Below are 21523 nucleotides of genomic sequence, written 5' to 3'. Positions count from 1 at the left end.
TAATCAATTATAAAAAAGAGGCATTTTTATCGTGTTTTAATTTGAAATACCTAGCAGAATAAAGCGTAATCAATACCCCCGCCACAGACAAGCCCATTACACTATTCGAAAAGAAATGCACCCAATTCAATTGAACTTTAAAAATTTCTTTGCTCAATAAGACACTCACACTTCCCAAGTAACCAAAAGAGTCGGCTACATAAATTAAGAAACCCGCATTGCCGGTAAATTGAAATGCAGCAATCATGCGCTCAAAATACACTGCATTGAAGGGGATATAAACCATGTATAAACCCAAGCCTACCAGGGTCATCCACCAGATGGGGGCAAGCCCTCCACTGCTGAACAACCAGGTACTCAATCCCGCAACAATAAAGCCCAGCATGATAAAAACATGAGAAAGCATAAATGCCTTAAAACTGTTTTTGATCAGCACCATGCTGCCTATCAAAACCAGAATAACCAGTGTAATGGGGGTTTCTGTTTTAGAAAATATGGCAGGTTGATTTAAATAGCCCATTTCCTTCCACATGTCTGCACTAAAATTGTCTCTAATGTCTCTGAAAATAGTGGCAAAAGCATAGATGATAACGGCCGCAACAATACCTGGAAAAAAATGCCGAATAAATTTTTTTCTGTCTGCTGCAGTCATGGGTGTTCGGTTCATGCGTAAGGCAATATCTTCTTCAGTTGGCGGAGGAATTTGTTCCATGAGGTAAATAAACAACAGTAGAGGAAGTGCAAAAACCAGCCCAGTAACAAAGGGAACCCAGAACTCAGATATATTCCATTCCACCATCAGCCAGCCCCCAACCGACTTTACAAAACCCGATGAAAAAATAAAGCTAACTGCTAGTGCTGCGCCAATAAAATCGGTGGTTTTTCTCCCCTCGATATAAGAAAAAATAACGCCCCACAACATACCCAGTGGAAACCCGTTCATGAAAAGAAAAACAATATTGAATGGCGCAGGAGTTAACGCAAATAACAACCAGGCCAACCAGGAAATTCCTACCAAGGTCAACACATTTTTATTGCGACCCATACGTTTGAGTTCTGCAATGAATTTAATTCCATAAAACTTGGCCATCAAGTACCCAAGCATCTGGCTTAGTACCAACAATGTTTTATAACCCAGGCCCCAGTATGCCATGCCATCAAACGTGCAAACCGTAAAGGATTTGCGAAAACCAAAAATCATGGTATAACTTAAAAAAGCAACGACGGCTGCGTAGATACCTGTTTTTAAGCTGCTGTTGGTAAGGATGGAATTATTTTTCAAGGGCATTCTTTCTACCGATAAATATAAGCCACTCATCCTTAGTTTTTGGCAATTGCACCTTTATTTAGGAAATTACCGCTTCCTAAAACTAAATTCCTTTATGAGAAAATTACTCTTAGCCTTTGTGGGTATTGCAGCCAGTTTTGCTGTGTATGCCCAGCAGGTAGATTTATCCAAACACTTTAAAAACATGAAGCCCCGTAATATTGGGCCGGCAGGCATGAGTGGTCGTGTAACTGCCATTGATGCGGTGTGGACCAATCCCAATATTATCTTTTTGGGCACAGCCAGTGGTGGCGTATGGAAAACTGAAAATGGAGGTGCTTCGTGGACGCCCATTTTTGACGACCAACCCATACAGAATATAGGTGCAATAGCGTTGGTACAATCCAATCCCAGCGTGGTTTGGGCAGGAACTGGAGAAGGTAATCCTCGTAATTCAATCAGCTTAGGAGAAGGAATTTACAAAAGTTTAGACGGTGGAAAAACCTGGAAGCGCATGGGTTTAGAAAAGACCCGCAATATTCATCGCATCATCATTGACCCAACCAATCCGGATGTGGTATATGTAGGTGCAATGGGTAATCCATTTGCAGATCATCCCGAAAGAGGCGTTTATAAAACAACCGATGGAGGAGAAACTTGGAAGCAAATTTTATACACCAATCAAAACAGTGGTGTAGGTGATATGGTAATGGACCCTGCGAATCCCAATAAGTTGTTTGTGAATATGTACGAGCACAAGCGCACACCCTGGAGCTTAAAAGGTGGTGGAAGCGGAAGTGGTTTTTATGTAACCATGGATGGCGGTAAAACTTTTACCAAATTAGGTAAGGAGCATGGTTTGCCCGAGGGCGATTATGGCCGTATCGGAATCAGCATTGCTCGTACCGATCCGAACCGCGTATATGCATTGGTGGAAGCCACCAAGAATGGCTTGTATAAATCCGATGATGGTGGATTTAAATGGGAGTTGGTAAACAGCGATCCAGCTGTGGTAACCAATCGTGCTTTTTATTTTCAGGACATTGCGGTAGATACCAAAAATGAAAACAGAATTTACAATATCAATCAGGTAATCAATGTAAGTGATGATGCAGGTAAAACCTGGAAGCCAGTTATTCCTTACAGTGGTATCCATCCCGATCACCATGCATGGTGGATTCATCCAAACGATGCCAATTTTATTATTGATGGTAATGATGGGGGTATCGGTATTTCAAGAGACAGAGGTAAGACTTGGCAGTTTGATGAAAAACTACCATTGGGTCAATACTATCATGTGAATGTAGACAATCAAATCCCTTACAATGTTATGGGAGGTTTACAAGATAACGGTAGCTGGCATGGACCTGCCTATGTTTGGAGAAGAAGTGGAATCAGAAACGCTTTCTGGCAAGGCGTTAGCGGTGGAGACGGGTTTGATGTGATGCCTGATGCAGAAGACCCTAACTGGGTGTATACGATGAGTCAGGGAGGAAATGTTTCCCGTTATAATATTGCAACCGGAGAACAGTGGAGTATCAGACCACCCAGACCCAGTAAAAATGTAAGACAGCGCTTCAACTGGAATGCTGCTATTGCACAAGATCCTTTTGACAAAGCCACTATATATTACGGAAGTCAGTTTGTAAATAAGAGTACGAATAAAGGCGCTTCTTGGGAATTAATTTCTCCTGATTTAACTACCAACGATTCTGCCAAAATTGATCAGAGCAACAATGGTGGTATTTCCGTAGATATTACCGGTGCAGAAAACCATTGTACCATTTTAACCATTGAGCCATCTCCAAAAGAGCAAGGGGTTATTTGGGTAGGAACCGATGATGGTAATATTCAATTGACCAGAGATGGTGGAAAAACATGGACCAATTTCAGAGGCAAATTACCTGGAATGCCTTTGGGAGCATGGGTTCCACAAATCAAAGCGTCTAAACACAATGGTGGCGAAGCTTTTGTAGTAGTGAACGATTACAGAAGAGGTGAAATGCGTCCATTTGTTTACAGAACTACAGACTATGGCAAAACCTGGACAAGAATGGTGGATGAGAAAAAAGTGATTGGCTATGCACTGTGTGTGATTCAAGATCCAGTAGAACCTAATTTAATATTTGTAGGAACAGAACAAGGGCTATGGGTAAGCTTAGACAACGGAACCAATTTCCAGCAGTTCAAAAATGGCTATCCTTCTGTATCTACTTATGATATGGCCATTCAGGAAAGAGAGGCCGATTTGGTAATCGCTACATTTGGCAGAGCATTGTGGATTCTAGATGATATTCGTCCATTGCGAAAAGTGGCGGCAAATAAAGGTCAAGTGTTTGCTAAAAAGCTAGTCGCTTTTGAAGCACCACAAGCATACCAGGCTAAAATGAAAAATGCTTCTGGTATTGAGTACAGTACTTATGGCACTTACGAAGGAGAGAACAAAAGAACAGGAGCTCCTATTACTTTCTTCGTAAATAAAACGGCTGCTGATACAGGTAAAAATAGAATTTCCGATACGTTGCAGATGGCTATTTATGATGAGTATGGGGTAAATGTAAGAAACCTCAGAACCCGCGTAGATTCCGGCTTCAATAAATATTACTGGGGTATGGAAGGTAAGGGTATTCGCCAGGCAGGCGGCGGCGGAAGAGGCGGCGGCGGTGGCCGTTTTGGAGGTGCAGGTGGCGGTGGTGCTGAACCTGGAGGATTGCCTGTTAATCCTGGCAAATACAAAGTGGTATTAACCCTTGGCAGAGATTTAAAAGACAGCACATTTGTTGTAGTGAACGATGATCCGAATGCACCAACACCATTGACAGTAAGAAATGCTATCCGGGTTGCGAATGCAAGAATGGAAAAATCAATCATAAAGCTGACTGCTTTGAATGATCGTTTGACAGAAGTGGATGAGATTATGAAGAAAGTAGAAGCTGGTTATGCAAGCATGGATCGCAAAGCAGCTGATACTATCCGCAAAGCTGCTAAGCCAGTTACAGATGCATTAAAAGAAATCCGCGAAATGCTGAATGGTAAGCCTCAGTTGAAACAAGGCTATGGAAATATTCCGCAGGAAACAATTAATGGATTATTGGGCGAAGCCAGACAATTGATTATGGGTAAAACCACCATTCCTGGTGAGCAGGAAAATCGCTTAATGGGTTATGCAGAAGAAGCGGTGAACAGTGTGATACAAAAAGCCAATGCCTTGTTCGAAGGCAGCTGGAAGCAGTATCGTGCATTGGCCGAAGCGGCTCCGCTGAAGTTCTTTAAGGATTATAAGCCTTTGGAGTAATTAGATTAAGAACAATGATTTAATACATCCCCGCTCTTGTGAAAGTAGCGGGGATTTTTATTTCCATTCACTATCAAATCCGGTATAGCCCTTTAAGATAAAAGAAAATTTAGCGCCATTGTTGTCTACAAACTTTCCTTTCTTCGTGTAGATGGCAATGGCCCCCCCGAACCCTGTGGTAGAACTGTATTGAAACGGAGGTCTGAAAACTTTTATCATGGCAATGTCGCGCGGAAATACCATTGATTGTTCACCAGGCATTACTTCGAACTCATCAATGAATATGGTACAAATTTCTTCTCTCCATTTAAATACTTCATTGTTGGCAGAGTCAATAGCAACGGTTAGTCCCGGTACTTTTTGTTGCAGAAACCAGGCCAGCGACTGAGACCGAACCAATTCATCACTTTCCAAACCGTCAAAAACAAAAGCGTTGTCATTCTTAAATAATCCACTGGTATAGCTCTCTTCGAATTGTTGCAGCTTGGTTTTTGTTTTGGCAAATACCGTAACGTTGGGCAAACCTTCTGTACTAATTTCCGGGTCGTCTAAAAGCAGGGTATAGTTGAATTTTTTCTCTACATATTCTCCTGGTTTGCCTACAGTAAAAAATACTGTTTGTGTTTCAACAGGCTCAAATACAGAATCCACTGGTGTTTTTAAAAGAATGGCTAAATAATTCTTCTTGGGTTTTTGCATGGGGGAAAAATAAAATGAAGCTGTGTCCTGAAACAACATAGGCTTCATGGTAAAAAAACCTTTTGCATCCACTTTAACCCGGTCTACCATCATTTGTTTGGTACTGGTCCGCATCATGTAATTAATGACCGTATCTTTTTTATCCCGTTCAAGCACCTGTCCCTGAATTCTGTAAAAACCGGATTGAATTAAACAACTGATGGCATAATTGCCACTGGGAACTGTCTCGCTGATTTTTAAAGCTGCATTCACTTCTCCTTCAATCATGGGAAAGCGAAATTTCCAGCGTTGTTTGGTTACCAGATGATCTAACCAGATATGTGCAGTGGCCGATTTTAGTTTTTTGTCTAAATAATTAGGGCTAACAATTTGTATTTCCAGCGAATCGCCCTGCAAATAGCTCTGTTTGGATAAATTTATTTTTAATGTATTGTCCTGTGCTTCAACCTTGTTGAATAGCACTAAACACAATATAGATAGTAAAATTTGGGAATGCTTATACATACCAATAAAGTTACCTGCAATTCTGTACCTTGCACAAAATTTTTGTATGAGCAAGCTGAGTCATCTGGCAGAAACCCTTATTGGAAGTGAGATTGTAAAATTGGGCAATGCCATCAATGAAAGAATCCGCAATGGAGAAACCATTTATAATTTCACCATTGGCGATTTTAATCCCGGCGAATTTCCTATTCCCGCTGAATTAGAGCAGCTCATTATTGAAGCCTATCAGCAAAAAAAGACCAGTTATCCTGCAGCGGAGGGCATCCTTGATTTAAGGAAATCCATTAGTCAGTTCATTCAGGATTGGGAAGGCCTGCATTTTACGCCTGCTGAAATTCAGGTAGCATCCGGTGGACGTCCGTTGATTTATGCTTTGTTTAAAGTAATAGTAGATAAAGGAGACAAAGTAGTGTATGGCGTACCATCCTGGAACAACAATCACTACGTACATTTAACCGAAGGACAACACTGCGAAGTGAATTGTTTGCCGGAGAACGATTTCATGCCAACCGTAGAAGACCTTAAGCCTCATATTAAAGGAGCCAGCTTAATTTGTTTATGTACTCCGCAAAATCCTACTGGTACTACTTTAGGCAAGAATGCACTGGCAGAAATCTGCGAATTGATTCTGGAAGAGAATGCCAGTCGCGGCCCAGAAGAGAAAAAACTTTATCTGATGTTCGATCAGATGTATTGGACATTAACTTATGGTGATACGGTTCATTATAATCCCCTTACCCTGAATCCGGCCATGAAGCCCTATGCTATTTTCATAGATGGTATTTCCAAAGTATTCTCTGCAACGGGTGTTAGAGTAGGCTGGGCATTGGGTCCTGAAAATGTAATTGCGAAGATGAAAGCCATCTTAAGTCATTTGGGTGCCTGGGCGCCTATGGCAGAGCAACATGCAGTAGCCAAATACCTGCCAATGAAAAATGCGATAGGCACTTACTTAACACACTTTAAATCTGAAATAGCTTTCCGTTTACAAAGTATCTACGATGGAATCATTGCCTTAAAACAAAAGGGCTTCAAAGTAGATGCCATTGCTCCACAGGCTGCTATTTATTTAACCATACAGATTGATCTGGTGGGAAGTAAAACGGCGGAGGGTAATGTTCTCGCTACCCAGTCTGATGTAACCCAGTATATTTTAAGCGAAGCCAAAATTGCCATTGTTCCCTTCTCCGCATTTGGAGCCGGAGCCAATAGCAGCTGGTATCGTTTAAGTGTGGGAACCTGCAGAAAGCAAGATATCCCAACCGTTCTGGCCCAGCTAGGCGCAGCTTTGGAAAAACTTTCTTAATTGAGTTGAGCTAAACGATACAATCTGAGGGCTTCAAAAATCAGCGACCTTAATTTTTATTGCAAATAAACAGGAAAGGTTTATTTGGCTTGTCCTGTAATATTTGCTTCACTAAATGCGTTTTGGTGATGATTTTATGTCTGTTGATGTCGATGATTTCGTTGGCTATGCAAAATGCTCCCCAGTTTTCAACCGGGCCCAGTACTTTGTTTAATCCTGCTACAATGGTTGCAGTCTGTTCTGCAGATAAGTAAGCCTGGTTAGTAAGCACCAACAAATCTCTACTCATGATTTACAAATTAGTGTTTCGGGCAAGCACAAAATGTAGACTTGTTCGATTTTTGAAAAATCCCACAAGACGTAGTCGCCAACATCATAACTAACAGTAAAAATATAATTTGGTTTGTTCTGCTTTTCATATGTTCAACTAAAATAATAAAATCATTTTACATTATTCATCATGGCCGATTCGCGTAATCAATTTAACATTTCCACCGTATTAATTGCACCACTAGATTGGGGTTTAGGACACGCAACCCGCTGCATACCTATTATCAAAGCTTTTCAGCAATTGAATTGCAAAGTACTAGTAGCTGCCGAAGGACACCAGGCTGCACTCTTGTTGAAAGAATTTCCCGATTTAACCATACTTCCTTTAACGGGCTATCGGGTTCACTATGCAAAATCCCGGTTACTCCTATTGTTTAAATTATTGTTTCAGATGCCCGGCATTTATAAAACCATCAAAAGAGAAGAAGCCTGGGTACAATCGATTGCGGATGAACACCCTATTGATTTGATTATTTCAGACAACCGATATGGGGTGCATCATCCAACCATCCCATCCATTTTTATTACGCATCAGCTAATTATTAAAGCACCGTATCGTTGGGTGCAAAGCATTATACAATGGGTAAATTATTTCTTCATAAAAAAGTTTACTGCTTGCTGGGTGCCGGATATGGCAGCAGCTCCCGGATTGGCCGGCGAACTCTCACACCCTGCTAAACTGCCTTCCATTCCAGTTCACTACATGAAGCTGCTCACCCGTTTTCATCGGGTAACCTGTGCTACTAAATATAGTTTTGCAGTAGTACTTTCTGGTCCTGAGCCACAGCGCACCATGCTGGAAAGAAAAATCTTAAAAGACCTGGAAACTTATACCAAGCCTGTATTATTGGTGAGGGGGCTGCCTGCAGAAACGGCCAGTATAGAAGTTCCATCGCATGTAACCGTCTTTAATCACCTGGATACCATAGAGCTGGCCAATGAATTGCAACAGGCCGATTATATCATTAGCAGAGGCGGTTATACTTCGTTGATGGAGCTTATTTCCATTGATAAAAAATTAATTGTAGTGCCAACCCCCGGACAAACAGAGCAGGAGTATCTCAGTAAACTTCTAATGCAAAACAAACGGTTATTGCGTATTGATCAGTCGCAATTCAGTTTGCAGGATGCCTATATGCAGGCACAGTCTTTTACTTTCAGTAAAATGAATATTGATCCATTCGATCTGGAACAGCTGCGTACATTATTGTTACTTTTGCCTAAATGAGCAGATCTTATAAAGCATTTGCAGCAGCATTAGGGGCCAATCTGATTTTTGGAAGCAGTTATACGGCTGTGAAATACATTACACCGCAGTATATACATCCCTTTGCACTGAATTTTGTAAGGGTAGCGGTTACGCTGGTCTTGTTCTGGATTTTATTTATACTAAAACCGGGCAAGGTAAAATTTGAAAGAAAAGATTTACCCCGATTTGCTTTATGTGCACTCACCGGCATTGTCATTAATCAACTTTTTTTTATCAAGGGTGTTTCACTCACAACAGTTATACATAGTTCTCTATTGTCTTTGGGCTCTCCTATTTTTATTACTATCATTGCCGCTTTTTTATTAAAGGAAAAGTTTACTTTCCTGAAGGGATTGGGTTTGGCCTGCGGGATTGGAGGCGCTACGGTATTGGTGCTAATGAAAGACAGTTCTGGCGCCGTTGCGAGCAATATGGTGCTGGGCGATATCCTGGTTTTAGTCAATGCCATTTCATATGCCTTTTACTTAGTATTGGTTAGACCCCTGATGGCTAAGTACTCGGGGATACAGGTACTGCGCTGGATATTTACCATTGGTGCATTCGGCATATTACCTGTTGGTTTCCCTTATATGCTGGAAGCTTCCTGGTCTGGTTTTGAAACCAGTCATTGGCTGGTCCTGGCCTATGTAGCTATTTTCGCCACTTTTGTAGCTTATCTGTTAACGGTGAAAAGCATTGCCCTGATTGGCTCTTCCGCCACAGGCGCATTCATTTACACACAACCCGTATTTGCGGCGATATTTGCCATGATTTTTGCCGGCGAATATTTTACGATTTATAAACTGGTTGCTGCAGTATTAATTTTTACGGGCGTTTACCTGGTTAACAAGAAGCCTGCTGTTACATCCGCTTAGGCCAATCTGCAAACCAGAATTCTTTTTTGACTTTTGAAAAATCTATCCAGGAATCCGCATTGATTTTAATGGCAAATACACAACAAGTGGGCATATCATCTATGCGTGCATCTGTAAGCTGGTTTACAAAATCGGTTATACCCGGGTTGTGGGCAAAAATGGCAGCCGTGGTAATGGTATCAGGTATTTGCAGAATGGCTTTTACAAATCTTTCGGGTGGTGCATGGTATAAGAAATCCTGCTTTATAATTTCCTTTTCTGCAATTGAATTTTCAACAGCAAAAAAACGAGCAGTGGTAATGGCCCGCAAAGCCGTACTGGTAATAATGCCATTGATGCTTACCCCTCTTTCAATAACTCTCCGTGCCATCATGGGTGCATCTTTTTGTCCTCTTTCGTTCAGCGGTCTGTCAAAATCATCCTGTCCGGGATTGGCCCAGCTGCTCTTGGCATGTCTCACCAGTAATAATTCTTTCATGCCGAAAAGTTACTCCATTTCCATTGTACATTTGCTATGTGGCAATCACCAAATTAACTATAGAAGATTTTATACCGCTCTGCAAACAGTTCCCTGTATTCGACGTAAGAAGTGAGGGAGAATTTGAACATGCACATATTCCCGGTGCCCATAGTCTGCCCTTGTTCAATAATGAAGAAAGGAAAATTGTAGGTACGGCTTACAAACAGGAAAGCAAGCAAAAAGCCATCAAAATCGGGCTCAAATATTTTGGCACCAAAATGGTTAAAATGGTGGAAGCGGTAGAAAAAATTACTGCTTCCGCAGAGCATAAAACGGTGTTGGTACATTGCTGGAGAGGGGGAATGCGAAGTGCAGGAGTAGCCTGGCTTTTAGATCTTTACGGTTTTAAAGTTTACACCTTGGTTGGCGGCTACAAAGTTTACCGGAACTGGGTGTTGCGACAATTTGTAAAAGAATATCCCATGCAGATTGTAGGTGGGTACACAGGTTCAGGTAAAACAGAAGTGTTGCAGGAATTACAACGCAGAGGCGCTGCTATTATTGATTTGGAAGGATTGGCGCATCATCGGGGCTCTGCCTTTGGCAACCTGGGACAACCGCCACAACCCAGTCAGGAAATGTTTGAAAACCAATTGGCTGAAGCCCTTCAGAATCAGTCCGCTAAAGTTTCAGAAACACATCCTTTCATTTGGCTGGAAGACGAGAGTCAAAGAATAGGAGATGTAAATATTCCCACGGTTTTATTTAAGCAGATGCGAAATAAAAAAGTATGCTTCCTGCAAATTCCTTTTGAAGAACGATTGCAATACATCATAAAAGGCTACGGAAAATTTAATAAGGAGTTTCTGGTAAATGCCGTTATCAGAATTAAAAAACGCCTGGGTGGATTGGAAACCAAAACAGCCATCAACTGTTTAATTGAAGATGATATTCCCGGCTGCTTTTCCATTCTGCTGAAGTACTACGACAAGGGCTATTATGCCGGCTCGTTGCGCAGAGAAAATCCAGCCGAATTGATACATACCATTGAATGCCCGAAAGTAGATCCAGTGGGCAATGCGATTCGCTTATTACAAGTCGATTAGTAATCAAAATAAAGTTTAAGGGGACTTAGTTAGCTAAACCATTTCATAATGGTAACGCCACTCATGACAGTCATGGCGGCAACCACCATCCAACCCGTGATGGTTAACCAGAGTGGATGCTGGTAAGTGTTGACCAATCTTTTTTTATAGGCTGCCAATAAAATAATGGCCAGAGCAATGGGAAGAATCAATCCATTCAATGCACCAACGGTCACTAAAATTTTTACAGGATTACCCATGAATAAATAAATCGTAGTGCTGAAAATGATAAAAGCAGTGATGATGGCTTTTTCATTTTTTTCCAGCCAGGGGTGAAAGGTTTTGATAAAAGAAACAGAAGTATATGCTGCCCCTACCACAGAAGTTATGGCTGCAGACCACATGACTATACCAAAAAACCGATAACCGAGATTGCCTGCTGCTTGCTGAAACACAGCAGCTGCAGGGTTTTGCGCATCAATCGGAAGGCCCATGGTCATTACACCCAAAACACAGAGAAACAGTAGAAACCGCATCACTGAAGTAATGAGTATTCCTGAAATGGCACTTCTGTTAACCGATGGCAATTGTGCTTCCCCTTTAATTCCCGCATCCAATAAACGATGTCCACCTGCAAAACTGATATAGCCTCCGACGGTTCCGCCCACTAAGGTTACAATGGCAGTTGCGGATAATTTTTCCGGAATGAAGGTTCTGTGTATGGCTGTACCAATGGGTGGATTCGCTTTCCATACAATATAACAGGTAAGGCCAATCATCAGCAACCCTAGTACTTTGGTAAATCCATCAATGGCTTTGCCTGCTTCCTTGTACCAAAAGATAATTAAAGCCACAACACAACTGATAACACTTCCATAAGCCGGATCAAGGCCTGTTATTACCTGCAGTCCCAATCCACTCCCGCCAATATTGCCAATATTAAAAGCCAATCCACCCACCACTATTAAAGCACTCAACAAATACCCCATACCCGGCAAGAGTTCGTTGGCAATGATTTGCGCTCTTTTTTCCGTAACAGCAATTACTCTCCAGATATTCATCTGTGCGCCAATATCGAGCAATACAGAAATTAGAATCACAAAACCAAAACTGGCAGCAAGGGATTGTGTAAACACCGTTGTCTGTGTAAGAAAACCCGGACCAATGGCAGAAGTAGCCATTAAAAAAGCGGCACCTAAAATGGCAGATTGTTTTTTCGGGCTTGGCTTCATGAGCAGGGTTTAATCAAAATATTATTGTCTTTCATGGAATTAAAAATAGCAGCAGCAAATGAAAGCGCATGGGCTCCATCGCCATGAATGCAAATCGTGTCTGCTTTAAGGGAAACAATGCTGCCATCGGTTGCGATTACCTGATGCTGAGTAATCATTTGCAATACCTGCGACAAAGATTCCTCCGTTGAATGCAGCAAGGCGTTGGCTTCTGATCTGGGTGTCAGCATTCCTTCGGGTGTATAGGTACGGTCCGCAAAAACTTCCGATGCGGTTTTTAATCCAAGGGCTTCTGCCTCTGAAATTAAAAAACTATTACTAAGTCCATACAATATCAATGAAGGATTGATCTCTTTTATTGCACCAGCAATAATATAACTCATAGTAGTATCACGGGCAGCCATATTGTACATAGCCCCGTGTGGTTTTACATGATGCAGCATTGCGCCCATCTCTGTACAAATATTTAACACCAGTTCAATTTGTTCGGCCACTACATCGTACAATTCACAGTCGGACAATACCATTTCTGTTCTGCCAAAATTAGCCCGGTCCTTAAATCCCGGATGCGCTCCAATGGCAACCTTATTTTTTACACAATTTTCAATGGTCCGCTTGATGGTATCTGTATCGCCTGCATGAAATCCGCAGGCAATATTGGCGCTGCTGATAAATGGCATCAGCAAAGAATCGTTGGGAAACCCTTCGCCCAAATCACAATTAATATCGATGGTAAGCATGCAGTTGTAAGGTACAGGCATTCTTTAATTGCTGCAAATATTGTAGTTGTTGTTTGTTGATTTTTTCTGCTGTCTCCATATTTACAGGAATCATTTGAATGATTGTTCCCGGAGCCTGTTGCACCAGGCTGGGGATATCTGCCTGTATGATATGACCAATTCTGGGATACCCTCCAGTGGTTTGATGATCAGCCAGTAAAACAATGCATTGCCCGCTGGGTAAGAGTTGCAGGGTGCCATTGGTAACACCGGAAGAAATGAGTTCCATGGGTTTTTTTAAACGCAGCAAGGGCCCTTTCAAACGATAGCCCATCCTGTCACTATCCGCTTGAATTGTAAACTGGGCGTTTGTCATGAATTGCTGAGAAGCCTGATTGAGCAAACTAAATTCTCTGCCTGGTAAATACCGGATTCTTTCAACCTGATATAACCTTTTCGTATCTGCTATCCAGGGTAAAATCTGAAGCCCTTCTGTTTCTTTCAAAAAAGGGGGTTTAGACTTAAATGCAATCAGATCTCCTTTCATTAGATTTCTTCCGTCGAGCCCGCCTGCTATTACACGTGTATTGGTGCTAAAGCTGTTCAGCCATTCATTCAGTTCCAGTCCCCCTTGAATGGCCATATACCCAATATGCCCTTTTGTTTTTTGTTAAAGCGAAGGGTTGCATTGGCCGGCACAAAAATGGGCTGATGAATAGGAACGGGCGTGTCATCAATCGTGGCGCCAAAATCTGCTCCACTCAGCGCAATGAAAGCTGCCTGGTTAAATTGAAATGCAGGTGCAGGATAAAAAAATTCAATCAGGGCTTCATCGGGTTTGTTTTGTATCAATAGATTGGCAACTTGCATCGCCACTTTGTCCATGGCGCCGCCGGGATTAATGCCAAGATGCTGAAATCCTTTCCTGCCCCCATCCTGAATGGTACAGAACAATCCGGCTTTTACAATTTCAATGCTCATGGCTTACTATTTTTTAAGTCATGAAATGCATCTAATGATATGGGTTCAAATTTTACCCGGTCACCCGATTTAAAAAAACAAGGATCTTCCTTACTGATATCAAATAATGATATTGGCGTTTTACCAATTAATTGCCATCCACCAGGGGCATCCAGCGGATAAATACCGGTTTGTTCTCCTGCAATGCCCAAGCTTCCGGCAGCCACTAATTTTCTTGGCGTTTCTTTTCTGGGCAACCGGATTTTTTCGTCTACCGAAGCCATATAAGCAAAGCCGGGTAAGAATCCCAGCATATAAACCTTATATATTTTACTGCTATGTAATTGAATGAATTCTTCTACAGCGCATTTTGCAAATTGAGCTGCAAATTCCAGGTCGGGTGCTACGGAGGGATCGTAACAAACGGGAACGATTAATGGCGCTGTCTCTTCTTCAACGGTTGTTGCTGTTGAGTTGGTTGAATTGATTTTTTGACTAAGCCAGGTAAAAGGAGATTGGCCGCGGGAATATTGTTGAATGATGGCTGTATCGTACACAAAAGTTAAACTGCTATATGCGGGAATAAGATCGGTAACCCCGGCAATAGGATTTTTTTGCCAATAGCGGAAAGCCTGCATAACTTTTTGATTGGCCGCTTCATTGATGGTGCTTGACCATTCAATGGTTAGGGCCTGATCTCCCAGAGGATATATCTGTATTGCTGAATTTCCCACTATTTAAAGGTACTTATTTAATTCCCGACACTCATGTAATTGATTTTAAAATCCTCTTCATCTTCTATATCTTTCCAATCAACAAAAAAATGTATGAAAAAAATATTGTCAATGTTTACACTTGCAACCTTAATGGCTGGTCAGGTGCAGGCGCAATCCAATCCCAAGTGGTTGCGTTATTCCAGTATTTCTCCGGATGGTAAAACCGTTGTGTTTACCTATAAAGGAGATTTATACACGGTACCGGTAAGCGGCGGAAATGCCACTGCATTAACCCTGCACGAAGCACACGATTATATGCCCGTATGGAGTAAAGATGGAAAGACCATTGCGTTTGCCAGTGATCGCTATGGCAACTTTGATATTTTCACAATCCCTGCCAATGGGGGAGAAGCCAAGCGCGTTACTTTTCATTCAGCTGCAGAATATCCTTACGATTTCTCTGCTGATAATCAACGAATCATTTTTGGCTCTGCAAGAATGGATTTGGCCAGCAACCGCCAATTCCCAACAGGGTCTATGCCCGAACTCTATAGTGTAAGTGTGAATGGCGGCAGACCTATTCAATTACAAACCACCCCTGCTGAAGATGTAAAATTTAGCAAGGATGGTAGCAAAATGGTTTACCACGATAAAAAGGGAGGAGAGAATGCCTGGAGAAAACACCATACTTCTTCTATTACCCGTGATATTTGGATCTACGATGCCAAAACAGATAAGCATACCAAGCTGACCAGTTTTAACGGAGAAGACCGCAATCCAGTTTTTGCCAATGGCGAAAAAGAATTGATTTATTTAAGTGAAGAGAGTGGCAGTTTCAATGTACACAAAATGTCGGTTGCCGGCGGCAAATCAGAGAAGCTGACTTCCTTTAAAAAACATCCAGTTCGTTATTTAAGTACGGCCAATGATGGAACCCTATGCTTTAGCTATGATGGGGAATTATACACCATGAAAGCGGGAGCAACTCCGCAAAAATTAGGGGTGACCATTTTAGCAGATGCCAGAAAGAACGATGAGCAAGTGATGCGCGTAAGTAGCGGAAGCAATATTGTAGTTTCTCCTAATGGTAAAGAAGTTGCTTTCCTGTATAGAGGCGATGTATTTGTAACCAGTGTAGAGGGAGGAGTAACCAAAAGAATCACTGCAACGCCTACACAGGAATTGGGGATTGGATTTTCACCAGATGGCAAATCCATTATTTATACAGCTGAGCGCAATAACAAGTGGAGCATTTTTGAAAGCAGTAAGGTAAGAGCAGACGAACCTTATTTTTATGCAGCCACTTTAATTAAAGAAACCCCTGTATTAGACAATGCAAACGACAATACACAACCCTTGTATTCTCCAGATGGTAAGGAAATTGCCTTTGTAGAAAACAGAAACAATGTGCGCATCTACAATATTGCAAGCAAGCAAAGCAGAACCGTATTGGGCTCTGATCAAATTTTTGCCTGGACAGAAAACGACCAATATTTTCAGTGGAGTCCAGACAGTAAGTGGTTGTTGTTTGATTATGCAGTGGTTGGTAGTGCAGTAGGGGAAGTGGGTTTGGCCAGTGTAGATGGAAAGAAAATCATGAATATTACCGAGAGTGGATTCAACGACTATCGTCCTAAATGGGTAATGGGTGGTAAAGCTATGTTGTGGCAGAGTAATCGGGATGGATTAAGAGGCGCTGCCATGAGCGGAGGTGCTCAAAGCGATGCTTACCTCATGTTCTTTACACAGGCTGCTATGGATCGATTTAAATTGACTAAAGAAGAGTTGATGCTAGTAAAAGAAATGGAAGAACAAAAAGCCAAAGCAGATACCAGCAAGAAAAAAACGCCAGCAGTTGAAGCCGTAGAAATAGAATGGGAGGGATTAACACAGCGCAGGGTAAGAGCTACTATTCACTCTTCGTCTATGGGCGATGCCTTGGTAAGCAAGGATGGAGAAACGCTTTATTACCTCGCTCGTTTTGAAAGAGGCATGAACTTATGGACCACCAATTTGAGAACCAAGGAAACCAAAATGTTGGTGCCCTTGAATGCCAATGGAGCCAGTATGGTATGGGACAAAGACCAGAAAAATATTTTCATCAGTAGCGATGGCAGCATCACTAAGTTGGATGTAGCTAGCAGCAAACAAGACAGAGTAGGTATTAGCGGAGAAATGTTGGTGAACATGAGTGAAGAACGCCAAGCTATGTTTGACCATGTATGGCGCAGAACCAAGAAAACATTTTACAATAAAACCTTCCATGGAATTAACTGGGATAGTTATAAAACGGATTATGAAAAATACCTTCCTTTCATTGGCAACAACTATGAGTTCAGTGAAATGCTAAGCGAATTGTTGGGCGAATTGAATGTGAGCCATAGTGGTGCATCTTTTGGAAGCTTTAATGCCAACGGAGACGCAACGGCTTCTTTGGGTGCGTTTTACGATGCAGCCTACACCGGAAATGGTGTTAAAATTGAAGAAGTGATTGTAGGAGGTCCATTGGATAGAGCAGGACTGAATGTGAAAGCGGGTGCCATCATTGAAATGATTGATGGAGAAACGGTAACAGCAGACAAGGACCTGGCGCAATACTTAAATAGAAAATCTGGTAAAACAGTATTGCTTACTTTAAATGAAAATGGCGTTAAAAGAGAGATCACAGTAAAAGCTATTAGTACAGGAGAAGAGAATGGCTTGTTGTACAAGCGTTGGGTAAAAAGAAATGCAGATGAAGTAGAACGCTTAAGTGGAGGTGCTTTAGGCTATGTTCATATTCCTGGTATGAGTGATGGTACCTTTAGATCTACCTATGAAGATATCATGGGTAAACATTTCTTAAAGAAAGGCGTAGTAGTAGATACCCGAAACAATGGCGGGGGAGACTTAGTAGCTGACCTAGCTGTTTTCTTAAGTGGTAAGCAATTCATGAACTATACCAATGATGTAAGAAGCAATGGCTATGAACCCAATTTCCGTTGGACTAAGCCAAGTATTTCTTTGGCGAATGAAGCGAACTATAGTGATGGACATTGTTATGCATTCATGGTGCAAGAACTAAATGTAAACAAGTTAGTGGGCACACAGGTTCCAGGCACTTGTTCTTTTGCAGCATGGGAAAGTCTAATGGATTCAGGAATCCGTTGGGGCGCACCAACCGTGGGTGTAAAAACCAATGCGGGCAAGTATTTAGAAAATGCAGCAACCGATCCAGACTTCTTAGTTTACAATGAATACGAAGTAGTGAAGAAAGGTGTAGATCAGCAATTGGAAGTAGCCGTGAAAGAATTGATGAAGACGATTAAGTAATTACAGAAATTCTATTTAGTACAAAGGCCTCGAAAATTTCGGGGCCTTTTTAGTATTTGTCTAGTCCTAAATGACAACGCCCCGATTACTCCAGGGGGTTGTCATTTAAATATTCTTACACAACTATTTAAAAGATTGGATTTAACAAGAGTAAGCAAGCCTAATAAGCAACTTAGTACCTTTTCTCCACTTAATCCAGCCAGCTATTTTTTTCCCGGCTGGGCATGAAAAGCCGCACCTTTCAGCACATTCTATTTTCATCCAATCACCTGATATCTCGCTTATAACAAAAACTACATCCTCATCACTTTCGTAAGTAATAACACCAGAATAGTCAAATTTAGATTCATGTACCGGGTTGAGTCTTGGATTAAAATCAACCATACTGCCGATTAAATGTTTTTTCCAAGGCACAACAGTGTACAAACTGTCTTTTAGCTCTATTCGCTTTTTAATTTGCTTCTCCTTGTTAAGGATAACTTCTGCAAAACCATCGACTATACTAGTATACTCAAATTGAATAACTGATTGCTCTGGATAAAATTCTTTTGGGAAAAAATCATTCTGTATGCACATCTGATTCTCTTTGGGAAAATTAGTTAGTGACTGCCGATATTCACCAATTGCTATTTGATTCTTGGCCAAATTGTACGTAGCGAAAACGGTATTATCGTCATTTAAAATCTTTGCATCTTTACTCAGATTTTTATCAGTCGCATTAAATACGAGTACGCCCTTTGATTGAAAAAAGGACTCTAACGTGTCTGTATATACGGGCTTACTAACAGTTGAACTTATCGTATCCTTAGTTAATTCAGCTGTTGCTTTATGCTCATTACAGGAACTACACATGTACACGCAGCTACACAAAAAGATTATTTTAAAACTCATGGTTTATAAGGTTTGTAAGGTATCAATTTAGGATGGAATCTTTGGGCATGATAATGATTGTTGTGGCGAACTGATTTCCAATTACCATTTTTATCGGTGTACCCAGAATAGTGTGTTGTTCCTGGCGTTATCTGTCCAGTCGAAGGATTTTTCTCAGACAAAATACTCGTCCATCCAAACTTTTTCATAGACTTCATTAATGTTCCATTTCTTTCAGCATCAAATTGTTTGTCGGTAATAAGAACAGGGCTACCTGATTCATCTTTTCGCAAAGGTCGAATATCACCAACTTCCCCATTTTTGTGGCTCCTACTTGGACTAGGCGAAGAACCATCTGCATTACTCCAGTGATTTAAGCTTACATCTGAAACTTGTGCCTCTTTCAACGCACCTATCAAACCAGCAAAAGCAGATCCAGATATATAATTTTCACCCTTGCTACCTGTGTAATTAAAGCCGAAGCCATCACCCTGAAAAGAATTAGGTAACGCTATGAGACCATCTTCATTTTTATCAAGCTTGGCTTCGAACTTATACGTCCGTATAACCATATCGCCTTCGGTTCTCTCACTTTTTTGCGTATAGAATTTATCGAACGAATCATCAGTCTTCTTCACTGATATTTCTCCATTGTCTCTTATGTAGTAATCATCAAAAGCTCCATCTGGATCTATTCGAGTAATTGGATTATTCTGCACATAGTTAAATGGAGTTACCCAATTACGAGCCTCTGACATTGGATCAATTTGCCACCATCTTCCTATTTGCTGATCGTAGTTGCGTTTTCCAAAATCATACATCTCAAGACCTGATCCATCAGTAAACTCTCTATTTTGCATCTCTTTGTCACCAAACTTGTATTTGTTCTCCAACCTTCCAGCTGCCTTACTTGACACCCCACCCATTGTTAACCCGAACGGATAGTAATGGGTTTCTTCGAGTAGGGGCCCAGCTTGATGGGTCAGGTTAAAATTATCAAAGAACACTACATCGTTACTTTCGTTGCTAAAGTAAATATACGCATATCCATTCTTTTTTGCGCTTGCACTGCCGTATAATGTTTGTCTACTTTCTTGTACCCATGCACTTACTTGTACTACATAGCTATTGGCTGCATCAAACTTAAACTGTTCGTCAAAAAGCAGGATATGCATATAGGCTTTGGGCTGGTAGGTATAACCGCCTGATGGGCTTTGTGGCGCAAAGACTCCTGTAAATAAGCCGTCTGCTCCAAGGCTACCTGCCGCAGCATTATTGGCTGTTTTTACTGCTGTTCCTGCTGGGCTTCGAGTGCCAGCAATAACCCCTGCAATATGGTTTAAAATGCTGCCTAATCCATTGGCGCTGCTATTGTCTGCATAATTGTTGTGGTAAAAATAATCTACACTGCTGTAGATATTATCGCCACTCATGACTTTCAGTAACTTTCCTGCCCCTATACTCCCTCCATTCTTGGTGATGCTGAACGCGTAATTCCCGTTGGTACCCGTTGTGCCAAAATTACCCGGTCTGTTCACTCTTCTATTCACAATATCTATGCTATTGCCTGCTGCATCATCCCAGATGGCATTTTGGTTATTGGCTTCCCCACTACCGCTACCTCCTTCACTACTTAAAGTGGGGTAGTACTGTGTATTGGTTTCATCGGTAAGTACCATACGGGTATTCCCTAAATGGTCTTTGATAAAGTAATCATAAGCCACTACACCACTGGCTGCTTTGCGTAACCTTCCTTCTTCATGACCAGCAAATAAAAACACATCATTCTCAAAAACCATATCCCCTAAGTAAAGCGTTGTCTTTACACTGCTGCCTTTAACTAAACCGGACGATATGAAACAAATAAATCTAATTCCTCTTCGGATGTGCTGCAACGCCTCTCTGCCGCACTCGATACTACCACCGATTAAATCATGAAGTGTGCTGAAGATGATTCTGTGGCATCTCGGCTTAAAGTTAAAGAACTACTTAAGCAGTTCAGACAGGTAGAACTCATGAACGCTGAAGATAAAAACCTTATTAAGACTTTGATTGATGCTTTTCTTACCAAAAGGCAGGTGCAGCAACTCGCACAATAAAAAAAGCCACTCAAGAAAAGTGGCTTGTAAGATCATTGGCTTTTATTATGTTCGTTTCTTTATTTTTTTGTCTACTAAATTTCCCTTCACATAACTCAGGTTCATAACTTCTTTTTCTGTAATCACATCAAAGCTATCAATCTCGGTTTTATAATCATACTTCGTTCCAACAAACGAAACCATGTAGATATAGTTTACATCCAAGTTCAAGAAAAAGGACGTTGTTGGTAATAAGTGCTCACGTTGCAACAAGCTAAAAGCATAAACTAAATCACTATTCTTGTAATTGCCAACTGAAGTAACTTTCAATTTGTAGTGTTTCTTTATCTCCATCAGAGTAGTATCCTCGTTAATATTAACCTCACTAAAAAATAGGCTATCACTGGTTTTGATTGACGGAAGTGTGTCTTTTACCCAACGCTTAAATACTATCTCATTTGTATCCGCCACATTGTTCAATTCATTTTTATGTGCGTCATTTGCACAGGCTTGTAATATCAGAAATAATGTACTCAAAATCAGCTGAACTTTCATGATATCAATTT

Annotated in this window: 17 protein-coding genes and 1 pseudogene; 7 read left to right on the top strand and 11 right to left on the bottom strand. The window is 41.2% G+C overall.

Going from position 1 to position 21523, the window contains the following annotated elements; genetic code table 11:
* Positions 1-7: 7 nt before the first annotated feature.
* Positions 8-1318, bottom strand: a complete 1311-nt coding sequence (locus tag F777_RS0101825; RefSeq protein ID WP_235785875.1) for a DUF5690 family protein — start codon at positions 1316-1318, stop codon at positions 8-10.
* A 64-nt stretch (positions 1319-1382) separates the two neighbouring features.
* Here F777_RS0101825 and F777_RS0101820 point away from each other — a divergent pair, with 64 nt between their 5' ends.
* Positions 1383-4562, top strand: a complete 3180-nt coding sequence (locus tag F777_RS0101820; protein WP_037369671.1) for a VPS10 domain-containing protein — start codon at positions 1383-1385, stop codon at positions 4560-4562.
* 57 nt (positions 4563-4619) lie between these two features.
* Here the strand turns inward: F777_RS0101820 and F777_RS0101815 are convergent, their stop codons facing one another.
* Positions 4620-5765 carry a hypothetical protein gene (locus F777_RS0101815; protein WP_152530832.1) on the bottom strand — a complete coding sequence of 382 codons (1146 nt, stop codon included), beginning with the start codon at positions 5763-5765 and terminating at the stop codon, positions 4620-4622.
* Positions 5766-5811: 46 nt separating this feature from the next.
* Here F777_RS0101815 and F777_RS0101810 point away from each other — a divergent pair, with 46 nt between their 5' ends.
* Positions 5812-7071, top strand: coding sequence for a pyridoxal phosphate-dependent aminotransferase (locus tag F777_RS0101810; protein ID WP_026750552.1), 1260 nt, complete (start codon positions 5812-5814; stop codon positions 7069-7071).
* 49 nt (positions 7072-7120) lie between these two features.
* On the opposite strand, the gene F777_RS0101805 is transcribed toward F777_RS0101810, so the two are convergent.
* Positions 7121-7360: a hypothetical protein gene (locus F777_RS0101805; protein ID WP_026750551.1), complete on the bottom strand. Its 240-nt coding sequence runs from the start codon at positions 7358-7360 to the stop codon at positions 7121-7123.
* Between the two features lie 171 nt (positions 7361-7531).
* Here F777_RS0101805 and F777_RS15335 point away from each other — a divergent pair, with 171 nt between their 5' ends.
* Both F777_RS15335 and F777_RS0101795 read left to right on the top strand, forming a co-directional pair.
* A complete protein-coding gene (locus F777_RS15335) occupies positions 7532-8629 on the top strand; it encodes a glycosyltransferase (protein WP_051408356.1) in 1098 nt (365 codons plus the stop codon).
* Complete coding sequence (locus F777_RS0101795) at positions 8626-9525, top strand: DMT family transporter (protein WP_026750550.1); 900 nt, start codon at positions 8626-8628, stop codon at positions 9523-9525. Before F777_RS15335 ends, F777_RS0101795 begins: the two co-directional genes overlap by 4 nt.
* On the opposite strand, the gene F777_RS0101790 is transcribed toward F777_RS0101795, so the two are convergent.
* The gene (locus F777_RS0101790) at positions 9512-10003 is read right to left on the bottom strand and encodes a SixA phosphatase family protein (RefSeq protein ID WP_026750549.1); all 492 of its coding nucleotides are present in this window, start codon (positions 10001-10003) and stop codon (positions 9512-9514) included. The two genes, F777_RS0101795 and F777_RS0101790, sit on opposite strands and share 14 nt — an antisense overlap.
* 38 nt (positions 10004-10041) lie before the next feature.
* Here F777_RS0101790 and mnmH point away from each other — a divergent pair, with 38 nt between their 5' ends.
* The gene (gene mnmH / locus F777_RS15330; protein WP_051408355.1) at positions 10042-11091 is read left to right on the top strand and encodes a tRNA 2-selenouridine(34) synthase MnmH; all 1050 of its coding nucleotides are present in this window, start codon (positions 10042-10044) and stop codon (positions 11089-11091) included.
* Between the two features lie 29 nt (positions 11092-11120).
* Here the strand turns inward: mnmH and F777_RS0101780 are convergent, their stop codons facing one another.
* From F777_RS0101780 to pxpB, 4 genes and pseudogenes are all read right to left on the bottom strand, one after another.
* Positions 11121-12302, bottom strand: coding sequence for an NRAMP family divalent metal transporter (locus F777_RS0101780; RefSeq protein ID WP_026750548.1), 1182 nt, complete (start codon positions 12300-12302; stop codon positions 11121-11123).
* A complete protein-coding gene (locus F777_RS0101775) occupies positions 12299-13063 on the bottom strand; it encodes a 5-oxoprolinase subunit PxpA (protein WP_235785874.1) in 765 nt (254 codons plus the stop codon). The genes F777_RS0101780 and F777_RS0101775 overlap by 4 nt, the downstream gene beginning before the upstream one ends.
* Positions 13023-13891, bottom strand: a pseudogene (locus F777_RS0101770) (biotin-dependent carboxyltransferase family protein). Before F777_RS0101770 ends, F777_RS0101775 begins: the two are co-directional and overlap by 41 nt.
* 107 nt (positions 13892-13998) lie before the next feature.
* Entirely contained in the window at positions 13999-14715 is a 717-nt protein-coding gene (pxpB, locus tag F777_RS0101760) for a 5-oxoprolinase subunit PxpB (RefSeq protein ID WP_051408354.1), read from the bottom strand.
* A 111-nt stretch (positions 14716-14826) separates the two neighbouring features.
* Here pxpB and F777_RS0101755 point away from each other — a divergent pair, with 111 nt between their 5' ends.
* Positions 14827-18009: a S41 family peptidase gene (locus F777_RS0101755; RefSeq protein ID WP_201767558.1), complete on the top strand. Its 3183-nt coding sequence runs from the start codon at positions 14827-14829 to the stop codon at positions 18007-18009.
* A gap of 141 nt (positions 18010-18150) precedes the next feature.
* Here the strand turns inward: F777_RS0101755 and F777_RS0101750 are convergent, their stop codons facing one another.
* Positions 18151-18861, bottom strand: a complete 711-nt coding sequence (locus F777_RS0101750) for a hypothetical protein (RefSeq protein ID WP_026750542.1) — start codon at positions 18859-18861, stop codon at positions 18151-18153.
* A 35-nt stretch (positions 18862-18896) separates the two neighbouring features.
* Complete coding sequence (locus F777_RS0101745) at positions 18897-20678, bottom strand: RHS repeat-associated core domain-containing protein (RefSeq protein WP_026750541.1); 1782 nt, start codon at positions 20676-20678, stop codon at positions 18897-18899.
* A gap of 135 nt (positions 20679-20813) precedes the next feature.
* Here F777_RS0101745 and F777_RS17955 point away from each other — a divergent pair, with 135 nt between their 5' ends.
* On the top strand, positions 20814-20978 hold the full coding sequence (locus F777_RS17955) for a hypothetical protein (protein ID WP_161631468.1): 165 nt from the start codon (positions 20814-20816) through the stop codon (positions 20976-20978).
* A gap of 45 nt (positions 20979-21023) precedes the next feature.
* Here F777_RS17955 and F777_RS0101735 read toward each other — a convergent pair whose 3' ends face one another.
* A complete protein-coding gene (locus F777_RS0101735; protein ID WP_026750540.1) occupies positions 21024-21512 on the bottom strand; it encodes a hypothetical protein in 489 nt (162 codons plus the stop codon).
* Between the last annotated feature and the right edge of the window lie 11 nt (positions 21513-21523).

Origin of the sequence: Sediminibacterium sp. C3 (assembly GCF_000508085.1) — a bacterium.
GTDB lineage: Bacteria > Bacteroidota > Bacteroidia > Chitinophagales > Chitinophagaceae > Sediminibacterium.
Note: the sequence above shows the minus strand (reverse complement) of the source record. Positions and strands in the feature narration are given on the sequence as shown.